The 23,242-nt window shown below is 47.5% G+C and carries 17 protein-coding genes; 7 read left to right on the forward strand and 10 right to left on the reverse strand.

What is annotated here, in order from left to right; all coding sequences use genetic code 11:
• A partial coding sequence (locus AKL11_RS25575) for a hypothetical protein (protein ID WP_216636760.1) occupies positions 1-249 on the reverse strand: 249 nt, incomplete at its 3' end.
• 367 nt (positions 250-616) lie between these two features.
• On the opposite strand from AKL11_RS25575, the gene AKL11_RS05180 reads away from it, so the two are divergent.
• Positions 617-1,015: a NirD/YgiW/YdeI family stress tolerance protein gene (locus tag AKL11_RS05180; RefSeq protein ID WP_095210197.1), complete on the forward strand. Its 399-nt coding sequence runs from the start codon at positions 617-619 to the stop codon at positions 1,013-1,015.
• Between the two features lie 205 nt (positions 1,016-1,220).
• On the opposite strand, the gene AKL11_RS05185 is transcribed toward AKL11_RS05180, so the two are convergent.
• Positions 1,221-2,147 carry a branched-chain amino acid transaminase gene (locus AKL11_RS05185; protein ID WP_067515559.1) on the reverse strand — a complete coding sequence of 309 codons (927 nt, stop codon included), beginning with the start codon at positions 2,145-2,147 and terminating at the stop codon, positions 1,221-1,223.
• Positions 2,148-2,349: 202 nt separating this feature from the next.
• Here AKL11_RS05185 and AKL11_RS05190 point away from each other — a divergent pair, with 202 nt between their 5' ends.
• Complete coding sequence (locus tag AKL11_RS05190) at positions 2,350-3,612, forward strand: MATH domain-containing protein (protein WP_067515560.1); 1,263 nt, start codon at positions 2,350-2,352, stop codon at positions 3,610-3,612.
• 70 nt (positions 3,613-3,682) lie between these two features.
• On the opposite strand, the gene glnE is transcribed toward AKL11_RS05190, so the two are convergent.
• Positions 3,683-6,601, reverse strand: a complete 2,919-nt coding sequence (gene glnE / locus AKL11_RS05195; protein WP_095210198.1) for a bifunctional [glutamate--ammonia ligase]-adenylyl-L-tyrosine phosphorylase/[glutamate--ammonia-ligase] adenylyltransferase — start codon at positions 6,599-6,601, stop codon at positions 3,683-3,685.
• Positions 6,602-6,705: 104 nt separating this feature from the next.
• Between glnE and AKL11_RS05200 the strand changes: the two genes are divergently transcribed.
• From AKL11_RS05200 to aceF, 3 genes are all read left to right on the forward strand, one after another.
• Positions 6,706-7,539 carry a lysophospholipid acyltransferase family protein gene (locus AKL11_RS05200; protein ID WP_301335648.1) on the forward strand — a complete coding sequence of 278 codons (834 nt, stop codon included), beginning with the start codon at positions 6,706-6,708 and terminating at the stop codon, positions 7,537-7,539.
• Positions 7,540-8,263: 724 nt separating this feature from the next.
• Positions 8,264-10,921, forward strand: coding sequence for a pyruvate dehydrogenase (acetyl-transferring), homodimeric type (gene aceE, locus AKL11_RS05205; RefSeq protein WP_067515561.1), 2,658 nt, complete (start codon positions 8,264-8,266; stop codon positions 10,919-10,921).
• Positions 10,922-10,948: 27 nt separating this feature from the next.
• Entirely contained in the window at positions 10,949-12,904 is a 1,956-nt protein-coding gene (aceF, locus tag AKL11_RS05210) for a dihydrolipoyllysine-residue acetyltransferase (RefSeq protein WP_067515562.1), read from the forward strand.
• 150 nt (positions 12,905-13,054) lie between these two features.
• Here aceF and AKL11_RS05215 read toward each other — a convergent pair whose 3' ends face one another.
• The 4 genes from AKL11_RS05215 to AKL11_RS05230 form a co-directional block, all read right to left on the reverse strand.
• Positions 13,055-16,153: an SPOR domain-containing protein gene (locus AKL11_RS05215; RefSeq protein ID WP_067515563.1), complete on the reverse strand. Its 3,099-nt coding sequence runs from the start codon at positions 16,151-16,153 to the stop codon at positions 13,055-13,057.
• A gap of 117 nt (positions 16,154-16,270) precedes the next feature.
• On the reverse strand, positions 16,271-16,831 hold the full coding sequence (locus AKL11_RS05220) for a YggT family protein (protein ID WP_067515564.1): 561 nt from the start codon (positions 16,829-16,831) through the stop codon (positions 16,271-16,273).
• 251 nt (positions 16,832-17,082) lie between these two features.
• The gene (gene proC, locus AKL11_RS05225; protein WP_067515565.1) at positions 17,083-17,904 is read right to left on the reverse strand and encodes a pyrroline-5-carboxylate reductase; all 822 of its coding nucleotides are present in this window, start codon (positions 17,902-17,904) and stop codon (positions 17,083-17,085) included.
• Complete coding sequence (locus AKL11_RS05230) at positions 17,904-18,638, reverse strand: YggS family pyridoxal phosphate-dependent enzyme (RefSeq protein WP_067515970.1); 735 nt, start codon at positions 18,636-18,638, stop codon at positions 17,904-17,906. The genes proC and AKL11_RS05230 overlap by 1 nt, the downstream gene beginning before the upstream one ends.
• A gap of 67 nt (positions 18,639-18,705) precedes the next feature.
• Between AKL11_RS05230 and AKL11_RS05235 the strand changes: the two genes are divergently transcribed.
• Both AKL11_RS05235 and AKL11_RS05240 read left to right on the forward strand, forming a co-directional pair.
• The gene (locus AKL11_RS05235) at positions 18,706-19,740 is read left to right on the forward strand and encodes a type IV pilus twitching motility protein PilT (protein WP_067515566.1); all 1,035 of its coding nucleotides are present in this window, start codon (positions 18,706-18,708) and stop codon (positions 19,738-19,740) included.
• On the forward strand, positions 19,740-20,867 hold the full coding sequence (locus tag AKL11_RS05240; protein WP_067515567.1) for a PilT/PilU family type 4a pilus ATPase: 1,128 nt from the start codon (positions 19,740-19,742) through the stop codon (positions 20,865-20,867). Before AKL11_RS05235 ends, AKL11_RS05240 begins: the two co-directional genes overlap by 1 nt.
• A gap of 225 nt (positions 20,868-21,092) precedes the next feature.
• Here the strand turns inward: AKL11_RS05240 and ruvX are convergent, their stop codons facing one another.
• The 3 genes from ruvX to AKL11_RS05255 are packed head-to-tail and all read right to left on the reverse strand — an operon-like array spanning position 21,093 to position 23,065.
• Positions 21,093-21,548 (reverse strand): Holliday junction resolvase RuvX, encoded by a 456-nt coding sequence (gene ruvX, locus AKL11_RS05245; protein WP_067515568.1) that lies wholly within the window; start codon positions 21,546-21,548, stop codon positions 21,093-21,095.
• The gene (locus AKL11_RS05250) at positions 21,548-22,120 is read right to left on the reverse strand and encodes a YqgE/AlgH family protein (RefSeq protein ID WP_067515569.1); all 573 of its coding nucleotides are present in this window, start codon (positions 22,118-22,120) and stop codon (positions 21,548-21,550) included. Before AKL11_RS05250 ends, ruvX begins: the two co-directional genes overlap by 1 nt.
• 57 nt (positions 22,121-22,177) lie before the next feature.
• Positions 22,178-23,065: an energy transducer TonB gene (locus tag AKL11_RS05255; protein ID WP_067515570.1), complete on the reverse strand. Its 888-nt coding sequence runs from the start codon at positions 23,063-23,065 to the stop codon at positions 22,178-22,180.
• Positions 23,066-23,242: the final 177 nt, after the last annotated feature.

A 23,242-nucleotide genomic window follows, 5' to 3' on the forward strand; every position in this document is an offset into this window, starting at 1 on the left:
TTCCTCAAAATACTCAAATTGCCGGAGTCGCCCTGAGCGTTGCACAAAGGCAAACAGTTGGGTGAAAAATTTTCGTAAATAGCGGGGATCAATAGGGTCAAKCATTTCCCGGAGGTGCGTATCGCAAGGTACCTGACCGACGCCGTACAACGATTTCAGGTTATGCAACTTGGCTGGTGTTTTAACACAGTCCCGATCGAACTGAAGTAATGATGGATACTTCAGATGCATAATGGCAAGACCGCTCATGATGGCATCATGAAGCGGGATCGCATTTTGACTGCTTCTTTTACGAAAATCAGGGACTTTAACAGCTTCTTTTGAAACTATTTTGATCAGTTTCTCAGCAATCGTCTTTCGGTTAGATGGTTTCACAGTAAAATGACAATGATGATGTAATGTCGTATATGTTACTTAATAGTCTGCGATTTCTGAACTAGTAGATCAGTCTCTAGCCCTTGATATTATTGACTTTAATCAACTCGGCGGGAATTGCTGACGGATTGCGCGCCTGAAGCGATAAATGACCATGAATGCATACTGACGGAAGGTTTTCTTCTGAACGTCAATATACGTCTATATTGATAACGTACCAGCATGAATAGGTGTGATCAGTATGTACTCTTCGTTTCTATCCGTTTGTTCAAATACAAAAAAAGCAGTGGCTTGCTCCATTGCCGCGCTCTTGTTCTTTAGCCTTTTTATAGGGGAGGTCAATGCTGCTTATACTGGCCCCGGTTCTAAGGTTAGTGCCGCAACGGTGGCGTCCATTTTAAAGAATCCGAAAGAAGATATGCCCGTAGCTATGAAAGGGCATCTGGTGCGTAAAATGAAGCACGAAACGTATATGTTCAGTGATGGCTCTGGCGAGATTCAGGTGGATATAGATGACAAAGATTTTCCATCTAGCCAACATATTGATGCCAAGACCAAAGTGGAAATTATTGGTGAGGTGGATGTGGAGCGAAAATCTGGGGTAGAGATTGATGTGAAGTCGCTGAAGGTCGTTCCATAAACCGATAACCCCGAAAGGTTACCGGATTTGAGTTGGCTCTCTGCTTAAGTAGTTGGCCAATTGGAATCGAATATTTCTGGCTTGTTGGTCAGGTTCTCTGCAAGGCGCAACAGCGGGAGCATAGCGAGCTATGTGACCAGAGTTGCAACGCAGTCAGAGGGCCTGATCAATGAGTCAGAAAATATGATTTCAGATGGTTAACTACTTATAAGCAGGTAGACAGCCACTCTGGTTTTTCCTGACGTTTACCACGCACTTGATCGAAGTACATAGACTGCAGCTTCTCAGTAATCGGCCCTCTTTTACCAGAACCAATCTTGCGCCCATCGTGCTCACGAATCGGCATCACTTCTGCGGCGGTTCCTGTAAAGAAGGCTTCCTGAGCGATATACACTTCATCACGAGTGATCCGCTTTTCCCGAACCTCTAACCCAAGCTCTTTGGCAAACTGCATGATGGTATCGCGGGTAATGCCTTCGAGGCAGGAAGTCAGTTCTGGCGTGTAAATAATGCCGTCTTCTTTCACGATAAAGAAGTTCTCGCCACTGCCTTCTGCCACGTAACCTTCGTTATCGAGCAGCAATGCTTCTTCACAGCCACTCTCTAACGCCTCCCGCAGAGCCAACATGGAATTCATGTAGTTGCCATTGGCCTTGGCTTTGCACATGGTGATGTTGACGTGGTGGCGGGTATAAGACGATGTACGAATTTTGATGCCTTGCTCCAGAGCTTCCGGAGACATATAGGAAGGCCAGTTCCAGGCTGCAATCATAGTATGAACTTTCAAACCTTCTGCGCGGAGTCCCATGCCTTCGGAACCCAAGAAGCACATGGGGCGAAGGTACGCTTCGTCCAGACCATTTTCACGAACCACTAATTTCTGAGCTTCGTTCAGCTCTTCTTTGCTGTAGGGAATGTCCATTCTCAGAATATGAGCGCTGCGGAACAGACGATCAGTGTGTTCTTTTAAACGGAAAATAGCAGGACCATTCGGTGTGCTGTAAGCGCGGACACCTTCGAACACGCCCATACCATAATGCAGGGTGTGCGTCAGAACATGGGTTTGGGCTTCTCGCCAGGGGACCAGTTCCCCGTCTAACCAGATAACGCCATCACGATCGGCGAAAGACATCAGATAACTCCACTTTGAAATTGTTGTCGATAGAGAGTTTTAGTACAGGTTGCTTCGGATCATAAACCCTCAATGGCTGCAATGCCAGCAAGCGTCGCTATGTTGTAATTGAGGTACGTTATCAGCCAGATATGACGCATTCATTTGAACTCAAATGGATAAATAGGCTCTAAGCTAGAAGTCTTCCCGGGAGTTGATTGAGATGAGTAATACTTTGCCAGCCGCTGATTTTGGATACGTGGAATATAATCCAAAATTGATAGCGCATTATAGATCTGATAAGGAAGTTGTAGGGCGAAGAGCCGATTTGGGAAATGTGTCGGCGCTTCGTGATGTGATGCCTATGATGCCTGATTCTGAAGGGTTGGGACAATCATCGCATAGGTCTGACAAACGAAGGTGTACTCAAGAGGTATCCAAAGAAGATCTTCAGTCCGCAAAAAAAACGATACTAAAGCTACAAGCACCTCGCCCTGATTCGGATTATGCACTTCCTTTTGATAATAAAGGGGCTGAAGATAATATATTGCATGGCCTTGGTCTTGAGCTGATAACAGCAAAAGAACAAATTAAAATGACTACAAGCGAAATAGAAGATGTTAAAAGTCTACTGGTGGAGGAGTTAAAAAAAGAGGTGATGAGAGAGGGGGGGGGGTCGCCCTTGAACAACCTTAGCTTAGCAGGCTCGGTGCGAGAAACTCTGGCTGTATTCGAAAAAAAAAAGATGGCTTTGAAAGGAGAAATTGAAGAACAGAAAAAAGTACAAATTGAGCTTGAACAGAGGGTGCAAATATTAGAAGAAAATAAACGAATAGAAAAAAATGGGCTTTCTGTTTTACATGTTTCTGGTTTTTCCAAAAAATTATCAGACGTAAAAGATGCCAAATCTGAATTAGAGTCGTCTATCCATCCTAAAATTCAAGAATATTATAAGAATCAGAAGGATAACTCTGTAGACATCTTAGATGCTAGTGATGCTGGCTTTAATGGAGAACGAACTGACTCCGAATTAGGTGGCTTGGTAAAGCGTCAAAAAGAACTCAAAAAAAATATTGAAGAAAACTCGGTTTTCATTGGGCACCCATTTTACACATCTGAAGTAGGAGTTTTGATTCAACCTTGCCTTATAATAGATAGCGATAATAAGGGTAAATATATTGCAGTCAAGTGGAGCGTTCTGAAGGGTGATAATGATGATACGTTTCCCGATAAATTCAAACTGTGCGGTACGGTAACTCTGTGTGATATGACAGGGGGAAGGCAACACAAGGTGAAAACAAAGGAATTTAAGTGGTATAAAGAAAATAATCAGGAATCACAGCGTTTAAATCCAGAGAGTAATACTCTGGTAGGCTTTTCAAAGTTTATAAAACATGAAGGAATTTTCAAGTCGGGGTGTCGGTTTCTTACAGATAAAGATACCCTTCGTATTGAGTGTAATGTTCGAGCAATGTTGAAGAAATAGATTTAGAGGTATATAAAAATATACCTCTATTTTCAGGGATTAACTCTCCCGCAACTTTCTTTAGGAGAGTTTATTCCATCAGCCATTGACTCCAGATAGTTTTCACTTTGAGTGACACTTCTTCGAGCTCCAATTTTTCAACCACTGGCTTCTCATTCTGCAATGACTTCTGGTGGATGCCGAGTCGGAATGTCTTATAAGCTTCCCTTAGTTGTCGAGCTTCTTTATGGGGTAATAGGTGAACTGCTTCGAGTTCCTCTGAAATACGCACGTTATCTGTCCACTTGAGCAGAGAAGTGTAACGGTGTGAGTACTTTAGCACGAAAAACTGCATCAGGAATTCAATATCAACAATTCCGCCAGGATCCTGTTTTAAATGAAACAGATGTTGCTGGTTAGTTTTACTGCCCAGATGCTCGCGCATTTTCTGGCGCATATCGATGACATCGGCTTTCAGCTTAATGTCATCTCTTTCCTGACCAAGAATGTCTGAACGAAGGCTGATGAACTGTTGAGCCAGTTGTTGATCACCGGCAATGACCCTGGCACGGACCAGCGCCTGATGTTCCCATGTCCAGGCTTCTTCTTTCTGATATTTTTCAAAATAAGGCAGAGAGTTAACCAGCAGGCCTTTTGAGCCCGAAGGCCGTAGTCGCATATCCGTATCGTACAAAATGCCGGATGGCGTCTGGGTGGTCAGGATATGGATAATTCTCTGACCCAGTCGTGTATAAAAGGTGGTGCTGTCGATGGATCTGACACCATTAGTCTCTTTATTGGTGCCACCATTGTGGACAAACACCAGATCAAGATCCGAGCCCGGACCGAGTTCAATACCACCCAGCTTGCCGTAACCCACAATGATAAACCCGGGATCACACAGGTTGCCCAGTGCATCCTGAGGCATGCCGTGCTTCTCAGTCAGATTGCGCCAGGCGATTGCCAGAACCGCATCGAGAATAACTTCGGCGATCCAGGTTATATAATCGCTTTCTTTCATCAGTGGCAATTTGCCGGATACCTGCGCTGCCGTGACTCGAAGTATGTGAGCCATTTTAAAATGACGCAGGGCTTCCATCTGGTTTTCCAGATCATCCTCTGGAATATGAGCCAGCTGCTGGCGTAATTCGTCCGCAAGCTCAGCTTTTTTTGGCGGATTGTAGAGATCGCCAAGGTTGAGAAACTCATCCAGAAGCGCTGGGAATCGGGCGATCTGTTCAGCAATCCATGGGCTGGCAATACACAGTCGGCCAAGGTGTTCAAGGGCTCCTGGGTTTTCAATCAGTAGTACTAGATAGGCGGTCCGACGGAGCACTGCTTCCACTAATGGGAGAATGCGCAGTAAAAAAGTATCTGGCTCGGTAGAGGCGGCAGCGACGGTTAACAGCAAGGGAATAAATTGATCCAGCCGATCATGGCTTTGTTTTCTGACTCGGGTAATGGCTTTGCCGTCTCGCAATGAGATCAATCGTCGCCATGAGGTTTTAACGTTTTTAAAACCTTCCTGAGTCATTAACTGTTGCTCTTCCTCTTCCGTTAAACGACTGAGCCATAATGATTGCCATTGATTGCTATTGGTGTCGTTTTTCTCTTTGGCTTCTGGATCAGCAATGACAGCATCAAAATGTGTGGTTACGAATTTTCGATGTTGATCCAGTGTCGTTAATAACTCACTCCAGTCATTGTGCTCCATGGAGCAAGCAATACGAGCCTGTGTTTCAACGCCTTTTGGTAGGTCTTGAGTCTGACGATCGTCAATGGCCTGAATGGCATGTTCCAGATTGCGCAGATAAATGTAGGCGGATTCCAGCTCTGCGGCTTCTTCAGGGGAGAACCACTGTTTTTCTTTAAGCGTGTTGAGAACGTTCAGCAGATTCCGTTCCTGCAAGCTGCGATCACGGCCACCATGAATGATCTGGAAGGATTGAATAATAAACTCAATTTCCCGAATACCGCCAGGGCCGAGTTTGATATTACTTTCCATGCCTTTGCGTTTGACTTCCCGTTGGATCAGCTGCTTCATTTCCCGCAGTGCGCTGATGGAGCCGAAGTCTATATAGCGGCGATAAACAAAGGGTCGAAGCGTATCCAATAATTGCTGGCCAGTCGTTTTGTCACCGGCAACTACTCGAGCTTTGAGCATGGCATAACGTTCCCAATCTCGGCCTTGATCCTGATAATATTGTTCCATAGCCGCAAAGCTCAGAGCCAATGCACCGCTGGCACCATAAGGCCGCAGTCGCATATCTACCCGGAAGACAAAGCCATCCGCATTTTGGCTATCCAGCGCTTTTATGAGTCGCTGCCCCAACCGGATAAAAAACTCCTGATTGGTGATTACTTTTTTGGCACCACGGGTTTCACCCTGGCAGGGAAAGGTGAACATCAGGTCGATGTCGGAGGAAAGATTCAGATCATAGGCGCCGAGCTTGCCCATACCCAGAACAACCATTTTCTGAGCAACCGGTTCTTCATCGGGAATATTGGTGCCAAAGGGCGTTCCCATGGTTTTACAGGCATCGTGATAAAGCCAGTCGAGGGTGCGATTAATACAGGCATCTGCCAGATTAGACATGTCTTTCGTGGTGTCTGACATGGAAACCTGGCGGTTCAAATCCAGCCAGATAATGCGCAGCATTTCTTGGTTGCGATACAACCGCAGCGCTTTGTTCAGTTCATCATCGGTTGTTGTCAGTGCAATGGCGCTGCCAAGTCGCTCAGCGTGATTCTTTGCCAGCTCAGGCAACTGTTTTCTATTCGTACATAACGTTTCCAGCCATTCGGGATAACGAATGCATTGTTGCGCGGCAAAGTCGCTGCCAGCCCAGCAGTGGGTGAGCTCATTGATCAGTCGTGGGTCGAGGGTTAGGTCAAATGTCGGATGTCGTTCAATGAATTGCTGCCAATGGCTTTCGACCACTTGTTGAACCGGATCAGGCAACCCGGAGGAGGTGAGGTGTTGACTGAATAACGCCGTGAGTGACTCCATTGACCTGATCTCTTCCAGTTATTGAGCTTATTAAAGATATGTTAAAGGACAACATTTGCCGCTGCCAGCAATGTCTATAATGAAACGTTTTTTACTGGTTGGGCGTGCAAATGTTCTTGCTGAGGTTGGTGGCAAAGCTGCCCTTTTGTTTGATCGATCCGCTGGCATGGTTGCTTTACCTATTGGTCTGCCATGTTTTCAAGTATCGAAAGGGGGTGGTAACCACCAATATTCGTCAGGCATTTCCTCAATTCAGTGAAGCTGAAGTTCGGTGCTTATCCAAACGGTTTTACCGGCATCTTACTCAATTGTTTCTGGAAATGATTAAGGCATATGAGATGAGTGCGTCTGAGTTTCAGACGCGGTGCACAATTACAGGGCAGGAAGTGCTATTTGCTGAAACGCAGAATCAAACGCGCCCGGTGATTATTCTGACAACTCATCAAGGTAACTGGGAATGGATGCTGCATGGTGCATCCCTGCATTTAGACTTTCCGATTGATCCGGTTTATAAGCCTTTGCATCACAGAGGAATGAATCAGTTTATTTATGAAGTGCGTAGTCGGTTCAACTCGATCCCTGTTCCAATGAAACAAGTGGGTAAAAATATATTAAAACAAAAGCACTTTCGATTATTCGTGATGCTGGCGGATCAGCGCCCGGGAAGTGAGGAACAGAGCTACCCATCTGTTTTCTTAAATAAAGAGGCAAAATTTTTTACGGGTGCAGAGCGGATCGTTAAATTTACTCAGTACCCGGTTTTCTTTGCGAAGTGTAAGAAAATCAGGACGGGATACTATGGACTGGAGTTTATAAAGCTCTCTGGTTCTGACCCTGATTCGGACTATCCGGTTATGGATGCATATATAAAGGAAGCGGAAGCGTCCATCCATGATCAGCCAGAGACGTATCTTTGGAGTCATCAGCGATGGAAGTAAGCAAAGCATTTTTAGTTTTGAGGGAGAGTTTGACGCGTCAGAAGATACATGCCGTCAGAGGCTATGGTTTACCCTTTTCTCTGGGGGGATATGTGGAGGTCGTATTACTGAAAGCGTGATTGATACGATTCATGGAGAGGGATGTAGTGCTCCAGCATCTACAGGTAATCAGATTGAAAGAAAATAAAACTGTAAAACAGCCCTTAAATAAAACAAACGTTCGTTTAATTGGCGGAAGTTCATTAAAAACCACTGAAGCTGCTACTTTTAAATATCGGATGATACAGAGGTTGTGAATTATTCAGCCGATAAAGGTTGTTAATTATTGGTGTTTTGTTTTCGTTTATTGGGTTTTGTTATAAAAATGTCCAGAAAATATGGAAGGCAAACTGAATTTTCACAATAAATAGAATCTAAGTAGTGATACTCATTGCGGTGATTACTTATTTTGTAGTTAGATAGGCGTTTATTTGCATCAATGATTTCTTGGGAAACGACCGTAAAGCGGATTTATACCTAATAAAATTGGTGTTTGTGATGATCAGCCATTAACATGTGCGATCATTTCGTTTGATGAGTCTGCCAGACAGGAACGCTTGTTTCTTTTCATCTATTGTTCTTCTGGAGTTGGTAAGGATTGCGTCCGATGCAGGGCAGCCTGATTCTTTAGCTAACTTCTATACACATCTGGTGGAACTCGACTGATTTCGGAGCAGATTGGTTTATGCATGATATCGACCCAATAGAAACACGGGAATGGCTGGAAGCGCTCGATTCCGTGCTAGAACAGGAAGGAGAGGATCGGGCTCATTTTCTGTTGACTCGCCTTTCACAGCACGCACGTGCTAAAGGGACTCAATTACCCTACGCAATAACAACACCTTATCGCAATACCATTCCACCAGAGAAAGAAGCCCGCATGCCTGGCGATCTCTTTATGGAACGCCGTATTCGTTCATTGGTTCGTTGGAATGCTTTGGCAATGGTAATGCGTGCCAATAAAAAAGACAGCAGTCTGGGTGGCCATATTTCTTCATTTGCCTCCAGTGCCACGCTTTATGACATTGGTTACAACTATTTCTTCCACGGCCATGACGACTCCCGCGAAGGTGATCTGGTTTATTATCAGGGTCACGTGGCTCCGGGTATTTATTCCCGGGCATTTCTTGAAGGTCGTTTAAGTGAAGATCAGCTTGATAACTTCCGTCAGGAAGTGGATGGGAAGGGTCTTTCTTCTTACCCTCACCCGAAGCTGATGCCGGACTTCTGGCAATTCCCAACCGTTTCCATGGGCCTTGGCCCGATTCAGGCGATTTATCAGGCGCACTTTATGAAGTACCTGATCAACCGTGGCCTAGCTCAGGAACAGAACCGTAAAGTATGGGCATTCCTTGGCGATGGTGAGATGGATGAGCCGGAATCCCTCGGTGCGATCTCTCTGGCTGGTCGTGAGAAGCTGGATAACCTGGTGTTCGTGGTGAACTGTAACCTTCAGCGTCTGGATGGTCCGGTGCGCGGCAACGGCAAAATCATTCAGGAACTGGAAGGCGTGTTCCGCGGTGCTGGCTGGAATGTAATTAAAGTCACTTGGGGGCGTCATTGGGACCCACTGTTGGCGCAAGACAAAAACGGCAAGCTTCAGAAAATTATGGACGAAGCGGTGGATGGTGATTACCAGAACTGCAAGGCTAAAGGTGGCGCCTGGACCCGTGACAACTTCTTTGCCCGTGACCCCGAAGCACTGAAACTGGTTGAAAATCTCTCTGACGACGATATCTGGCGTCTGAACCGTGGTGGTCACGATCCATACAAAGTGTATGCGGCGTACCATGAAGCGACCCATCACACTGGTCAGCCAACGGTTATTCTGGCGAAAACAGTAAAAGGTTATGGCACCGGCGCAACAGGTGAAGCAGCTAACATCAGCCATAACGTGAAGAAGTTGCCAGTTGATGACCTGAAACACTTCCGTGACCGTTTCGATCTGCCTATTAAAGATGAAGAGATCGAAAATCTGCCGTTCTTCAAGCCGGACGCTGATAGCCCTGAAATGAAGTACATGCGTCAGCGTCGTGAGAAGCTGGGCGGCTTTATTCCACAGCGTCGTGTTGAAACCGATGTGAAGTTGGAAATTCCGGGTCTGGATGCTTTTGAAGCCGTGACGAAAGGCAGTGGTGAACGTGAAATTTCCACTACTATGGCTTACGTCCGTATTCTGGGAGCGTTGGCTAAAGATAAGAATCTTGGAAAATACATCGTACCGATCGTACCAGATGAAGCCCGTACCTTTGGTATGGAAGGCATGTTCCGTCAGCTTGGCATTTACTCCGCTGTTGGCCAGAACTATGAGCCTGTGGATTCTGATCAGGTGATGTTCTACAAAGAATCCATTCAGGGTCAGATTCTGGAAGTAGGTATCAACGAAGCCGGCGCTCATTCGGCGTGGATTGCTGCAGCAACGTCTTACAGCAGCAATAACGTGCCAATGATTCCGTTCTACGCGTTCTACTCTATGTTCGGTTTCCAGCGTACCGGCGATCTGGCATGGGCTGCGGGCGATATCCAGGCGCGCGGCTTCCTGATCGGTGCTACTGCTGGCCGAACCACGCTGAATGGTGAAGGTCTGCAGCATCAGGACGGACACAGCCACATTCTGGCGTCCACCGTACCAAACTGCATCAGTTACGATCCGACTTACGGCTATGAGATGGCGGTGATTGTTCAGAACGGTCTACAGCGCATGTATGGCGATGGCGAGAACGTTTGGTACTACATTACTGCGATGAATGAGAACTACCGTCAGCCAGCGCTGCCGGAAGGTCCGGAAGTGATCGAAGGTATCATCAAGGGGCTTTATAACCTTGAAGAGTGCTCTCGCAATAGCGGCCTTAAGGTTCAGCTGATGGGTTGCGGCACCATTCTTGAAGAAGTGCGCAAGGCTGCCACCATTCTTCGTGATGAGTACAACATTGAGTCCGACATCTGGAGCGCCACAAGCTTTAACGAGCTGGCTCGGGATGGTAAAGATGCCAAGCGTCACAATATGCTGAATCCTGAAGGTGAGCAACGTACTAGCTGGGTTGAGAAGCAATTAGCTGGCCGTAAAGGACCAGTGGTTGCCGCTTCCGACTACATGAGCCTGTACGCTAATCAGATTCGTGAGTTTATTTCAGGTACTTTTGTTGCTCTTGGCACCGATGGTTTTGGTCGCTCTGATTCCCGTGAAAAGCTGCGTCATTTCTTCGAAGTGGACAGTCAGTTCATCGTCGTCGCTGCCCTGTACGCATTGGTTCAGGATGGTGAGCTGGAAGCTTCTGTGGTCAGCGATGCGATCAAGAAGTTTAATATCGACCCAACCAAAGCGAACCCGCTGTATAGCTGATACTGGAACTGAGAGAAGGTACGAGGAATGAGTGACGAAATCATCAAGGTTCCAGATATCGGCAGCGGCGAAGCAGAAGTCATTGAAATCTGCGTAAAGCCGGGGGATTCGGTGTGTGCCGAAGATTCCCTGATCGTGTTGGAATCCGATAAAGCAACCATGGAAGTGCCAGCACCCCGTGATGGTGTGGTAACTGAGCTGCTGCTGAAAGTAGGCGACAGTGTTAGTGAAGGTATTCCCATGTTGAAAATGGCAGCGGCTGGTGAAGCCGCTGCGGCAAATCCGGAGCCTGTTGCAGAAGCTGCGTCTGCTCCGGTTGCAGAACCAACACCTGTTGCTGCACCAGCAGCAGCGGGTGGTTCAAGTATTGAATCCGTACACGTTCCCGACATTGGCGCTGAAAATGTGCCGGTGATCGAAGTGTGCGTAAAGGTAGGTGACACCGTTGCGCTGGAAGATTCCCTGATTGTTTTGGAATCCGACAAAGCCACCATGGAAGTGCCTTCGCCAGTAGAAGGTGTGGTGAAAGCCATTCATGTTAAAGAAGGTGATGCTCTGAATCAGGGCGATCTGGTGATTGATGTGGAAGTGGCTGGTGGCAATGCTCCAGCAGCATCGACACCCGCACCAGTGGCATCGGCACCAACGCCAGCTGCTGCTCCAACGACTGCTGCTCCAGCTCCACAAGCGGGGCCACGCCTTGAAAAAGTGACCGTACCTGATATTGGCGCTGAAAATGTGCCGGTCATCGAAGTGTGCGTGAAAGTGGGTGACACCATCGAAGAAGAAGCTTCTTTGATTGTGCTCGAGTCCGACAAGGCGACGATGGAAGTGCCTTCACCCTTTACCGGCGTGGTGAAAGCCATCTCTGTAAAAGAAGGTGATGTGCTGAGTCAGGGCGACTTGATTCTGGATTTGGAAGTCATCGGTGGTGCAGAAGTGCCGGCGGTTACTCAGCCTGCTCCAGCAGCGGAACCTGCAAAAGCTGAACCTGCAAAAGCTGAGCCATCCAGAGCACCGGCTGCGCCACCGCCCCATGCAGAAGCGAATCCGGTTGAGCTGGAACGGGTGAATCGTAACTATCATGCTGGCCCGGCGGTTCGCAGGCTGGCTCGTGAATTCGGTGTGGATCTGGCACTGGTTTCTGGCACAGGCCCACGTCGTCGTATTCTGAAAGAAGATGTTCAGCAATACGTGAAGACACGCCTCAGTGAGAAGCCTCAAGCAGCTGCTGCAACATCTGGTCTTGGTATTCCTGCCATGCCAGAAATCGATTTCAGCAAATGGGGTGACATCGAGAAGGTTGCGCTGAACCGCTTGTGTAAGGTTGCGGCGAAGAACTTCCAGCGTTCCTGGTTGAACGTGCCCCACGTTACCCAGTTTGATGAGTGTGATATCACCGAACTGGAAGCGTTCCGTAAAGCTCAGAAAGCCCTGGCAGAAAAGCGCGGCACCAAACTGACACCAGTGCCGTTTATTCTGAAAGCCGTGGCTTACGTACTGAAAGAGATGCCACAGTTCTGCACCTCTCTGAGCCCGGATGGCGAAACCCTGATCTACAAGAAGTACATCAATATCGGTATGGCGGTGGACACACCGGACGGCCTGCTGGTACCAGTAATCAAGAATGTAGATCAGAAGAGCCTGTGGGAATTGTCGGCAGAAGTGATTGAACTGGCTGGCAAGGCAAGAGACAAGAAGCTGAAGCCTGATGAGATGCAAGGCGGCTGCTTCACCATCTCCAGCCTTGGTTCTATTGGTGGTACAGCATTTACGCCAATCGTTAATGCGCCAGAAGTTGCGATACTCGGCCTTTCTAAGTCTTCCATGAAGCCTGTGTGGAACGGTAAAGAGTTTGAACCGAAGCTGATGTTGCCACTGTCGCTTTCCTATGATCACAGAGCGATCAATGGCGCGGATGCTGCACGATTCACTGCAATGTTGGGTGAGTTGTTGGCGGATATTCGTAAGTTGCTGCTGTAATAAAATTAGTCAGGGAGCCATTCGGCTCTCTGACTAATCTCGTTTTCAACGTTCTTTTTGTTTAACCGCTTTGTTCATTGCCTCAAGAAAATGACCATTCTTCTGAAACCCAATAAAGCTTCTAATTACCTTTTCACGGTATTAGTTGATTTACTGTTGCTGATCTAAATTATGAGATCGAGGATATTGTTGAAGCGGTAATTGACCGCCAAATTTTTCGAGTATGATGTTGATATCTTTAAGGTCCAACTCTGGACCAATAAATACACGATGATATAAATTACCTTTAACCGTGACTGTTTTGCTATAGGCATTAAAACCAGACTCTCTGACAGCCTTCATAACACTCAGTGCTCTATTTTTATCTTGATAGCTGCCAGCATGAATGAAAAACGACAATGGATTTTTATTTCCAGCGTTTACTGAGAATTGCGTAAATTGTAATTTCCCTTTTAGTTTGGCAATCACTTTATTGACGTCCGGCAGTGAGAGTTCGGGCCCTATTATGACTCTTTTGTACGAGGTGCCGTTCACCACTGTATTTTCTATATAAGCATTAAAACCGGCCTGCTCGATCAAAGATATTGCGTTAGCAGCATGCCTTGCAGATTGATAACTGCCAGCTTGTAGATAAAAAACAGGTGATGAGTTAGAGCGCGTTGGGCTAATGGCTATTTGTTTTGTTTCCGACATTTTTACTTCTACTGGTTCCTGGCTGATCGGTAAGCGTTGAATCATAGCTTCCTTAGGGACTGCTTGAGTAACGGGCTTTCCTTGTGATTCATCCAAAGAGCGGGTCTGAATAAGCGCGAATTTAGTAATGGCAGCCCGGAGCCTGAGGACATCAGCTTTGCTAAGTTCCTGTTCGGCTTTAAGCCAGTCAGTGGTAACCCGCTGTTCAATTTTCTGAATAAGTTTTTTGGCCGTTTTGCTGCTCTGGGCTTCATTTTCAAGCCACTGGAGCCAACGTAAATCCAGTGTTGCTTCATGCAGGTCGAGAAAGCGATGATGTATATCAGGTGTTTTCGAGCAATGTACCGGGGAAGGGTAAAGGTAAATCATGTCACCCTCTCGGCCGTCCGTTGGATCAAAAGGGTCAGCGGTTGGCATACGACCATGCCATTGTAAGTAACCATCAGCACCAGAACGCCATAGGTAAAAGCCGGACGCCAGCCGTGGGCGAGGCAGATTGTATAGCCATACTTCGCTGTTTTCCTGAAAGCGATCAATGGTGTCTTCGGCAACGTTAATGCCGTGATTGATTAGTAGCAGGTCTGCTTGCACTGCCAGTTCATCCTGGCGGCCATTATTCATATGCCCCGCTGTTTTCATTTGCAGTTCAGGAGAATCCAGTAGCATTCCAGTGTTTTTAATTTGTTGAAATTTCTCTGGTAACGGCTCGTCGAAAATAGACCAGTAGAGAGAAGGCAGCCCTTGGGCTGTCATAGTGCCCTTTAATGCCGCCAGATCATCGGTGGCATTGGCAATGTTTTTTTGCGCAAGTAGTCGTTTCAGAGGTGAATACGCCAACAGGTTGTCGGTGAAACCGTGATCTTTTAGTTGCTGCAACTGCTCTATGAAGCGCTCGCGCGACTTCTCGTTATCGGGGGTTGCCAGTGCAGGGGCGACAGTGCTGAAACCATGAGAGGCCAGTAATGACAAATCGCAGGCGGTAGCTGCAGCACGATGCGGGGCAAGCGTTGCAAACCACTGATAATAAGGTGCTGGCTCCAGATAGAGCCCGACGGGTGCTTCCAGATCAGGCAGAGCCATGGGTAACACCTTCAGCTGATAGTCCAGCACCTTCAGCTCACCCTGGCTGAATAGCTGAACCTTGCCGAAATAGTTGCCAGCGTGTGTTTCTTTTGGGATGTGAACTTGAATATGCAATCGTCTGGGTTTCTGACTGGATAACTGCATCTGTTCCAGATCAGATCGAAGATAACTGTCGTCGATAGTCAATGATGTTGCATTGGGGTAAGGGCGCTCAAAATGCCAGTGCCCATATCGTTTGGCAATCTCCAGAGACTCATTCGCTATATTTTTTGGGGGTGAAATCGCCAGTACAGGAGCAATATCGTCGACGGGGCTTTTAATTTCGAACAAAAGGTTAAGTACGGTGTTTTTGGCGACTGGATAAAAGCCGTCGTCTGTTTTCGTTTGTTGACTGATGTCTTCTAATAACAGGGTTCCAGTGGCGTTATGGCTGTCGCTGACAACAGGCCATTTGTTCAGAAACCGTTCTTGCCGCTTTTTCTGAATCTGGCTGGCATAGATTCCATCGATAGCCTCAATGACTAAGCCAGAAAGGAACTTTCCGCCAAAGTCACCGGCAAGGTTAATGGTGACCAGACCATCGCTGACGTTAATATGCTCTGAAATAAAGCCATCACGGCGTTCACCAACCAATGACCAGAGATCACCATCAATCCCCGCTTCTTGTTGCCGGCCGGCTAGATAAACCTCGCTAATCCATTGAGAGGGGCTGTATTTTTGCTGCAAAAAAGAGGTGTTATTCACCGTGATGGAACGGTTTAAAAAGTGAGGGAGGTATTCCCATTCACCTTGATCCTGAGTCCACAGGCTCACTTTCCACTGGCCATCGGGCCATGGGATCTGAACCTGATTGATTCCGGAAATACCATCTCGAATCAGTGCATCACCAGAAACCCGAGCACGCGCTTTTGGGGCTCCTTTAATAAACGAATGATTTTTCTCTATGGGTTCAAAACCCGGGAATACAGGGCTGGTGGACGAACCAAAATCCAGTGCCATTGTTTGATCCGGGATGCTATTTCCCTTGCTGATGACCACCGCATTGAGTTTGATACCGGTCCAACGCGATGATGTAAAAATGATCATTTCTGTATAAGGCTGTCCCAGTGGTCTTTTGCTGGATGTTTTCAGCCCTGTGAGTGGCATGGTCAGATTGAAAGGGCCGGGAGCCAAGGTAAATTCACGGTTGTTGCGAGAGTAATAGTTGGAGGATTGTTCATTATCAATACGTACCACCAGTATCTCAGGTTCATCAGAGCTATTGATGCCGGAGACAATCAGCTCTGTGCCCCGCTCGATGGTTTGGCCGTCAAAACGGTAGTTGAAAGGGAGGGATTGTTGATTATTAAGAAGGACGTTATCCGCCACTGTCATAATAGGAAACAATGTCAGCAGGCAAACCAGAAGAGCAGAGCGAGCAACGGTTTCTGAAGATAGACCAAAAAGGTGTGAGCAGAATTTTTCCAGAAACATGATGCTATCCGTGACCTGAAATGTAGGGGAATAGCAGTGATATCGACGGGGGAAGTGGAGCGCTTGAAGTTAATAGACTCTCAAGGGATTGAGAGCCTACAAAAGATAAAATTTAGGTTATGCTCCCAAAAATCGCAACAAAGACATAATTATAATGACAAGAAGCATTAGTGAGAAGTCTAATCCGCCAAGAGGAGGGATGAATGCTCGGACTCTTTTGGTTAAAGGTTCGGTGATTTGGTGTAGTAACATCAACCCTGGATTATAACTTCCTGGAGCAACCCAGCTTGCTATAGCAATAATAATTAGGCTGTACAGGTATATTTTCAGGAATGAGATAGCAATTTGAATTGTGCTTAGAAATAGTGCATCTGGGATGTCAGTTAGAGTTGGAACATGGCCTTTAAGTGCAGCGTCTACAAACAATAGAATAATCTGCAGCACCAGTGCCAGCACCAGCGAGGCAAAATCGATCCCGGCATAACCTGGGATAACTTTGCGAATGGGAGTCAGGAGCGGGGAAGTGGCTTTCACTATGGCCTGGGAGATTGGGTTATAAAAATCCGCCCGAACCAGCTGTAGAAGAAAACGCACCAGCACCGCCATGATATACAGCCCACCGAGGGTCTGTATTAAAAAGCTGAGGCTTGAAGTGAGCCCTGAAGAAAGTGCACCCATAATGTTTGTCAGTCACCTGTTAATAATCGTTCGATAATACCTTAGAAGCTGTTCACAATCTTTCTGCGAGCTGCAAACGATGATAAAACGCCCCTGTTTTTCAGTTTTCTTCGTTGCGTAGCGCCACTATGCGCCTCAAAAAACTGAAAAACAGGAACATTTTCTCCTCGTTTTCGCTATTCGCAAAAGATCATGAACAGCTTCTTAAAGCTTGCTGTTGGCATGTCAATGCAATGCAAATACAGCACAAATCAGTCCTTTAATGCTTCTGCCATTTCTATCGACCGCTTAACGGCGGCATTCATCGCTTTCTCAATCAACGCTGGCAACTCACCATCCATAAAGGTGTTGATTGCCTGCTCAGTAGTGCCATTTGGCGACATCACCCGACGTTTTAATTCAGCAACATCTACATCGCTGGCCTGTGCCATTCTGGCTGCACCGAAAGCGGTTTGTTGAGTTAATCGTTTAGCGGTTTCCTGATCAAGGCCGAGTTGGGTGCCAACCTGTTCCATCACTTCCATAAACAGGAAGTAATAAGCAGGGCCGCTGCCGGAAACGGCGATGACTGCATCAATCAGTGATTCTTCCTGTACCCACTCAGCAATGCCGATGGCGGAGAAAACACGATCAACCAATATTTTCTGTTCAGGTGTCACAGCGGTATTGGCAAACAAACCAGCCGCGCCACACTGCAGTAGCGATGGCGTGTTTGGCATGCTTCTGACGATGGCTTGACCATTGCCAGCCCAAGCTTCAAGACTGCTCATTGTGATGCCGGCGGCGACAGAGATAAGCAGAGAATCAGCAGAAATGGATGAACGTACGTCCGATAGCACCGCTTTCATCATCTGCGGCTTTACACAAAGCATGATGATATCAGCCTGCTGCACAGCCTGATGGTTGTCGGTGGTGGTTTCAATGGCAAATTGATCTTTGATGGCCGACAGCGTTGCTTCGGTGCGGGCCGTTGCAATCAATCGCTCCGCTGGCCAGCCATTCTGGATCAGACCACCGATTATGCTGCTGGCCATATTGCCTGCACCGATAAAGGCGATAGTTGGCTGATTCATTATTCTTTTTCCTGATTGCTAGATGCATTCTGAGACGGCTTTTGTGCATAGTCTCTCTCACCAAACAGCGCTGTGCCAATGCGCACCATGGTTGAGCCTTCTTGAATAGCTGCTTCAAGATCGTCACTCATTCCCATGGAGAGCGTATCCATATCCAGAGAAAACTGCTTATTCAGGCTTTTCAGCGCATCTGCCAGTGTTCGAAATGGAATTCGCTGTTGCGCTGGGTCTGACTCTGGCGCCGGGATACCCATCAGCCCGCGTAGCGTAAGCCGGGGTAATTGATTGATGGCTTGTACCAGTTGTGGCAGCTCATCCAGACTAACTCCGGATTTGGATGTTTCTCCACTGATATTGACTTGCAGGCAGATATTCAATGGCGGTAATAACTCAGGGCGTTGGTCGTTCAGCCTCTGGGCAATCTTGAGACGATCCACACTGTGCACCCACTCAAAGTGTTCTGCTATATCCCGGGTTTTATTTGACTGAATCGGGCCGATAAAGTGCCAGTGGATATCAGAAAGATCGTGCAGTGCCTGAATTTTACTGATGGCTTCCTGTAGATAGCTTTCGCCAAAATGCTTCTGCCCGCAACTCCATGCGTCGCGTATCATGTCGGTCGGTTTTGTCTTACTGACCGCCAGTAGTTGAACCTGACCTTGACGGTTGCAGATTTGCTCAGATAAGTGAATCTGGTCATAAACCTGTTGAAATCGGTCTTGTAATAAGGTCATTTGACGGTACATTAGCGCAATATAAAAAAACTATTTTACCTGCTTCGTGTAATTAGGGGGATATTAAATGGATATTACTGAACTTCTCGCGTTCAGTTACAAGCAGGGAGCGTCGGATTTGCACTTGTCTGCAGGCCTGCCGCCCATGATTCGTATAGACGGTGATGTGCGTCGAATCAACCTCCCTTCAATGGACCAGAAAGAAGTCCATGGACTGATTTATGACATCATGAATGACCGTCAGCGTAAGGATTTTGAAGAGCACCTCGAGGCGGATTTCTCCTTTGAAGTACCCGGCGTAGCCCGTTTCCGTGTTAACGCCTTTAACCAGAACCGTGGCTCCGGCGCGGTATTCCGTGCGATTCCCAGTAAAGTACTGACCATGGATGATCTGGGTATGGGACAGGTCTTTAAAACCATTTCGGACAAACCAAGGGGGTTGGTTCTGGTCACCGGGCCAACGGGCTCTGGTAAGAGTACGACGCTGGCTGCCATGATCGATTATATCAATGACACCAAGTACGAACACATTCTGACCATTGAAGACCCCATCGAATTTATCCACGTTTCGAAAAAGTGTCTGGTTAACCAGCGTGAGGTTCACCGGGATACCCACAGCTTCAGCAACGCATTGCGTTCTGCGCTTCGTGAAGACCCGGATATCATTCTGGTGGGTGAGATGCGAGACCTTGAAACCATCCGTCTGGCGATGACCGCGGCAGAAACCGGTCACCTGGTATTCGGAACCTTGCACACCACATCCGCAGCTAAAACCATTGACCGCATCGTGGACGTATTCCCGGCAGATGAGAAAGCCATGGTTCGTTCCATGCTGTCAGAATCTTTGCAAGCGGTTATCTCTCAGACGCTGCTCAAGAAAAACGGCGGTGGTCGTGTGGCTGCCCATGAAATTATGATCGGCTCCCCGGGTATTCGTAACCTTATTCGTGAAGATAAGGTTGCGCAGATGTACTCTGCTATTCAGACCGGTGGCAGCCTGGGCATGCAGACGTTGGATCAGTGCCTGACCGAACTGGTGCGTAAAGGGGTTGTTAGCCGTGATGTTGCCCGTGAAAAAGCGAAGAACGGGGACGCGTTTTAATGGAAATTGAGAAGTTATTAAAACTGGTCGTGGCTAAAAAAGCGTCTGACCTGTTTATTACGGCGGGTTTTCCGCCCAGTGTGAAGTTGGATGGCCGACTGGTTCCGGTTACCAAAACCCCATTAAATGCTACTGAAGCTAAAAATATTGTGCTTGGCATGATGGGAGATAAACAGAAAGCGGAATTTGAAGCGTCGCTGGAGTGTAACTTCGCTATTAATAAGATGGGTATTGGCCGTTTCCGGGTTAGCGCATTTCAACAGCGTAATCAGGTCGGCATGGTGCTTCGTCGTATTGAAGAGAAAATTCCTGACCTTGATTCTCTAAAGCTGCCCAACATACTGAAAGATCTCGCTATGACCAAGCGTGGATTGATCATCATGGTCGGCGCTACCGGTACGGGTAAGTCCACCTCTTTGGCGGCGATGATCGGGCATCGCAATGAAAACGACATGGGTCATATTATAACCATCGAAGACCCGGTGGAATTTATTCACAACCATCGGCGATGCATTGTTACTCAGCGGGAAGTGGGTATTGATACAGAGTCTTATGAAATTGCTTTGAAAAACACGCTGCGACAGGCGCCGGACGTTATTATGATCGGTGAGATTCGAAGTCAGGACACCATGAGTTATGCCCTGAACTTTGCAGAGACCGGTCACCTGTGTGTGGCAACACTTCACGCCAATAACGCGAACCAGGCGCTGGACCGAATTCTGAACTTTTTCCCATCAGAAATGCATCATCAAGTGTGGTCAGACTTGTCCCTTAACTTGAAAGGCATTATTGCCCAGCAGCTTGTGCCTTGTATTGATGGCAAAGGACGCCGGGCGGCGATAGAAGTTCTCCTGAATTCACCATTGGCACAGGATTTGATTCGTAAAGGGGATGTTCACAGTCTGAAACCGTTGATGCAAAAATCCAGAGAGATTGGTATGCAAACCTTCGACCAGGCGCTCTATGATTTGTACAACAGTGGTGAGATTTCCTACGACGATGCCATCAAGCATTCTGATGCACCAAACGACTTGCGTCTGATGATCAAGCTGGCTTCTGAAACCGATGGAGAGTATCTGACTGAACAGAGTGGTAAAAAGCTCACTGTTCAGATGGATGATTTCTAAGGCTTAAATACTGTCGGCAAACCTTAACCTCGTTCCCATGCTCCGCGTGGGAATGCATACCTCTTAATTTTCAAAGAGATAGATGTATGGGTTCCCACGCAAAGCATGGGAACCAGATCTTTTGCGACAACTTCGCTCTGTGTGGGAATGTTTTACTTGTATGCATTCCCACGCGGGAGCATGGGAACGAGGAGGGGATAAGGTTGTAGAGTAACCTACAAAAATTTACCCTTTCTGGCTGAATAACGATTCATTAGACGGGTCATTCAACCAGGCTTCCAGTATGATCTGCGCTGCCATGGCGTCTACGGGCTTCGACCCGTAATGCCCTTTATGCCCGAGTTTTCCTGCCCACTCTTTCGCTTCAAAAGACGTCAGCCGCTCATCGGCTTCGTAAAATGGCAAATTAAAACGACCATGAATTCGGTTGCCAAATTTACGGGCACGGCGAGACATTTCAGACTCTGTACCATCCATATTTAATGGAATCCCCACAATCACCGCATCCGGCTTCCATTCGCTGATCAGGGCTTCAATCTGTGACCAATCGGGAATTCCGTCTTTGGCTCTCAGCGAAGGCAGGGCGGTGGCTGTTTGGGTAATCACCTGACCCGCGGCAACACCAATATTCCGGGTGCCAAAATCAAATCCTAAAACGGTTCGTAATAATTTATCAGTCATTATGCGTGGCCTACCTGATCAGACATCAGGCTAAGGTCAACTCCAAGGGTTTTGGCCGCAGCGTTTAGCCGCAGGTGATGGGGTGTTTCAAAAATAATGGAAGGATCGGCCTGGCAGGTCAGCCATGTGTTGTCAGCAATTTCCTGCTCCAGCTGCCCTGCGCCCCAACCTGCGTAACCAAGGGCCACCATGCTTTGCTTTGGCCCACGGTTTTCTGCCATGGCACTTAGGATATCGTTGGAGGTTGTCAGTTGTATGCCTGAACAAATGGTCATGCAATTATCCCAGTTAGACTCGCAGGAATGCAGAACAAAGCCGCGCTCTTGGGAGACAGGGCCACCTGCATACACAGAGTGTCCACCAGTATATAAAGTTTCATTGGTGGTTATGCCCATTTGCTGAAAAATTTCACTCAGAAGCAGTGTACTGGGTCGATTAACCACAAGACCCAGGGCGCCTTCTTCCGAGTGTTCGCAGATCAGGGTTAAAGCACCGGTAAAAGAAGGATCTGCCATGCTAGGCATGGCAATCAGAAAATGGCTTTTAAAGCTTTGTGAGGGAGTGCTACTCATAGCGGCAGTTTAGGGTAAACCTATTTGATGGCAAGCCTGAGCAGGAGAAATAGCTATCTATTCACTGAACAGGCGATTCCCCGGTTCGAAGCGCCAGGTCCGGATGATTTCAACGAGATCATAGCTCTTCAGTGTATCGTCAAATGGGGTAAACGGCGATGACAGTCTAACAATTCGAATCGCAGCATCGTCGAGAACCTGGTAACCGGACGAATCAAGAATCTCAATCTTGTTCAGGGTTCCGTCACGGTTAATCGCCACCATCAAGCGCAGTTCACCGTAGAGCTTTTGTTTGCGGGCTTTATCGGGGTAATTCAGGTTGCCAACCGTTTCTACTTTGCGGCGCCAGGACTCTTTGTAAAAGGCGCCGTCTTCCTGCAGGGTGGATGCCGCCGTTAGCCGCTTAATACGAGGACGTTTAGCATAATCCTGCCTTTGCTTATGAAACTGAGCTTCCAGGCTGGCAATTTCATTCCTGAAATCAATCGCTTTGCGGGGCTTGTCACGCTCTTCTGCCGCTGGTTTTGGCGTTTCTAGATCAACCTTTGCCGTTGTTTTGTGTGAGCTCGCCGCTGTGGTTGTTATACGGCGCTGTTCGGCAATGATTTGCTCGGGTTGAGCAGCCGCTTGTGCTTTAGGCTGCACTTCGCGAATAGACTCATCCTGAAATTGTGCTTGCTGATCGCTGGATGGCAGCGCTTTTTTATCCAGCGTACCACTACCTTGCTGGTTAATCTGAGCAAGGTAATCCGCATCCTTTGGCTTTTCTTTGCTTTGATAAGTAGCAAGCGTCACTTCAAGTGTTGGCGGTGGTGCGGTTTTATCATTCACTGCAAACGTAATACCCAGCACCACCAGAAGGTGCAGGGCAGCGGCCGCAAACAGGGTAAAACCCAGGCGGTCGGCAGTGGAGACGGCCGTGGAGGCAATAACTGGCTGAGACATAGCGTTCTGAATACTGCTTTCCTTGATGCTTTTAGGGCGCTTGTAGCAGAGCCTTCCCGTACGGTGGGCGAAGAGGTGAAATCATTCGCACCACCGCTGACTATATGCAACTTTGTAACGGAAAAAAACTGATAGTTTCCGGTTATACCAATGGCGCTTTTAAATTGTGGAGTGAGC

This window comes from Endozoicomonas ascidiicola, assembly GCF_001646945.1.
Lineage (GTDB): Bacteria > Pseudomonadota > Gammaproteobacteria > Pseudomonadales > Endozoicomonadaceae > Endozoicomonas > Endozoicomonas ascidiicola.

Bases quoted from the DNA above. Each gene is read 5' to 3' on its own strand.
- AKL11_RS05180 (WP_095210197.1), top strand. From the start codon at position 617: ATGTACTCTTCGTTTCTATCCGTTTGTTCAAATACAAAAAAAGCAGTG.
- AKL11_RS05185 (WP_067515559.1), bottom strand. From the start codon at position 2,147: ATGTCTTTCGCCGATCGTGATGGCGTTATCTGGTTAGACGGGGAACTG.
- AKL11_RS05190 (WP_067515560.1), top strand. From the start codon at position 2,350: ATGAGTAATACTTTGCCAGCCGCTGATTTTGGATACGTGGAATATAAT.
- glnE (WP_095210198.1), bottom strand. From the start codon at position 6,601: ATGGAGTCACTCACGGCGTTATTCAGTCAACACCTCACCTCCTCCGGG.
- aceE (WP_067515561.1), top strand. From the start codon at position 8,264: ATGCATGATATCGACCCAATAGAAACACGGGAATGGCTGGAAGCGCTC.
- aceF (WP_067515562.1), top strand. From the start codon at position 10,949: ATGAGTGACGAAATCATCAAGGTTCCAGATATCGGCAGCGGCGAAGCA.
- AKL11_RS05215 (WP_067515563.1), bottom strand. From the start codon at position 16,153: ATGTTTCTGGAAAAATTCTGCTCACACCTTTTTGGTCTATCTTCAGAA.
- AKL11_RS05220 (WP_067515564.1), bottom strand. From the start codon at position 16,831: ATGGGTGCACTTTCTTCAGGGCTCACTTCAAGCCTCAGCTTTTTAATA.
- proC (WP_067515565.1), bottom strand. From the start codon at position 17,904: ATGAATCAGCCAACTATCGCCTTTATCGGTGCAGGCAATATGGCCAGC.
- AKL11_RS05230 (WP_067515970.1), bottom strand. From the start codon at position 18,638: ATGACCTTATTACAAGACCGATTTCAACAGGTTTATGACCAGATTCAC.
- AKL11_RS05235 (WP_067515566.1), top strand. From the start codon at position 18,706: ATGGATATTACTGAACTTCTCGCGTTCAGTTACAAGCAGGGAGCGTCG.
- AKL11_RS05240 (WP_067515567.1), top strand. From the start codon at position 19,740: ATGGAAATTGAGAAGTTATTAAAACTGGTCGTGGCTAAAAAAGCGTCT.
- ruvX (WP_067515568.1), bottom strand. From the start codon at position 21,548: ATGACTGATAAATTATTACGAACCGTTTTAGGATTTGATTTTGGCACC.
- AKL11_RS05250 (WP_067515569.1), bottom strand. From the start codon at position 22,120: ATGAGTAGCACTCCCTCACAAAGCTTTAAAAGCCATTTTCTGATTGCC.
- AKL11_RS05255 (WP_067515570.1), bottom strand. From the start codon at position 23,065: ATGTCTCAGCCAGTTATTGCCTCCACGGCCGTCTCCACTGCCGACCGC.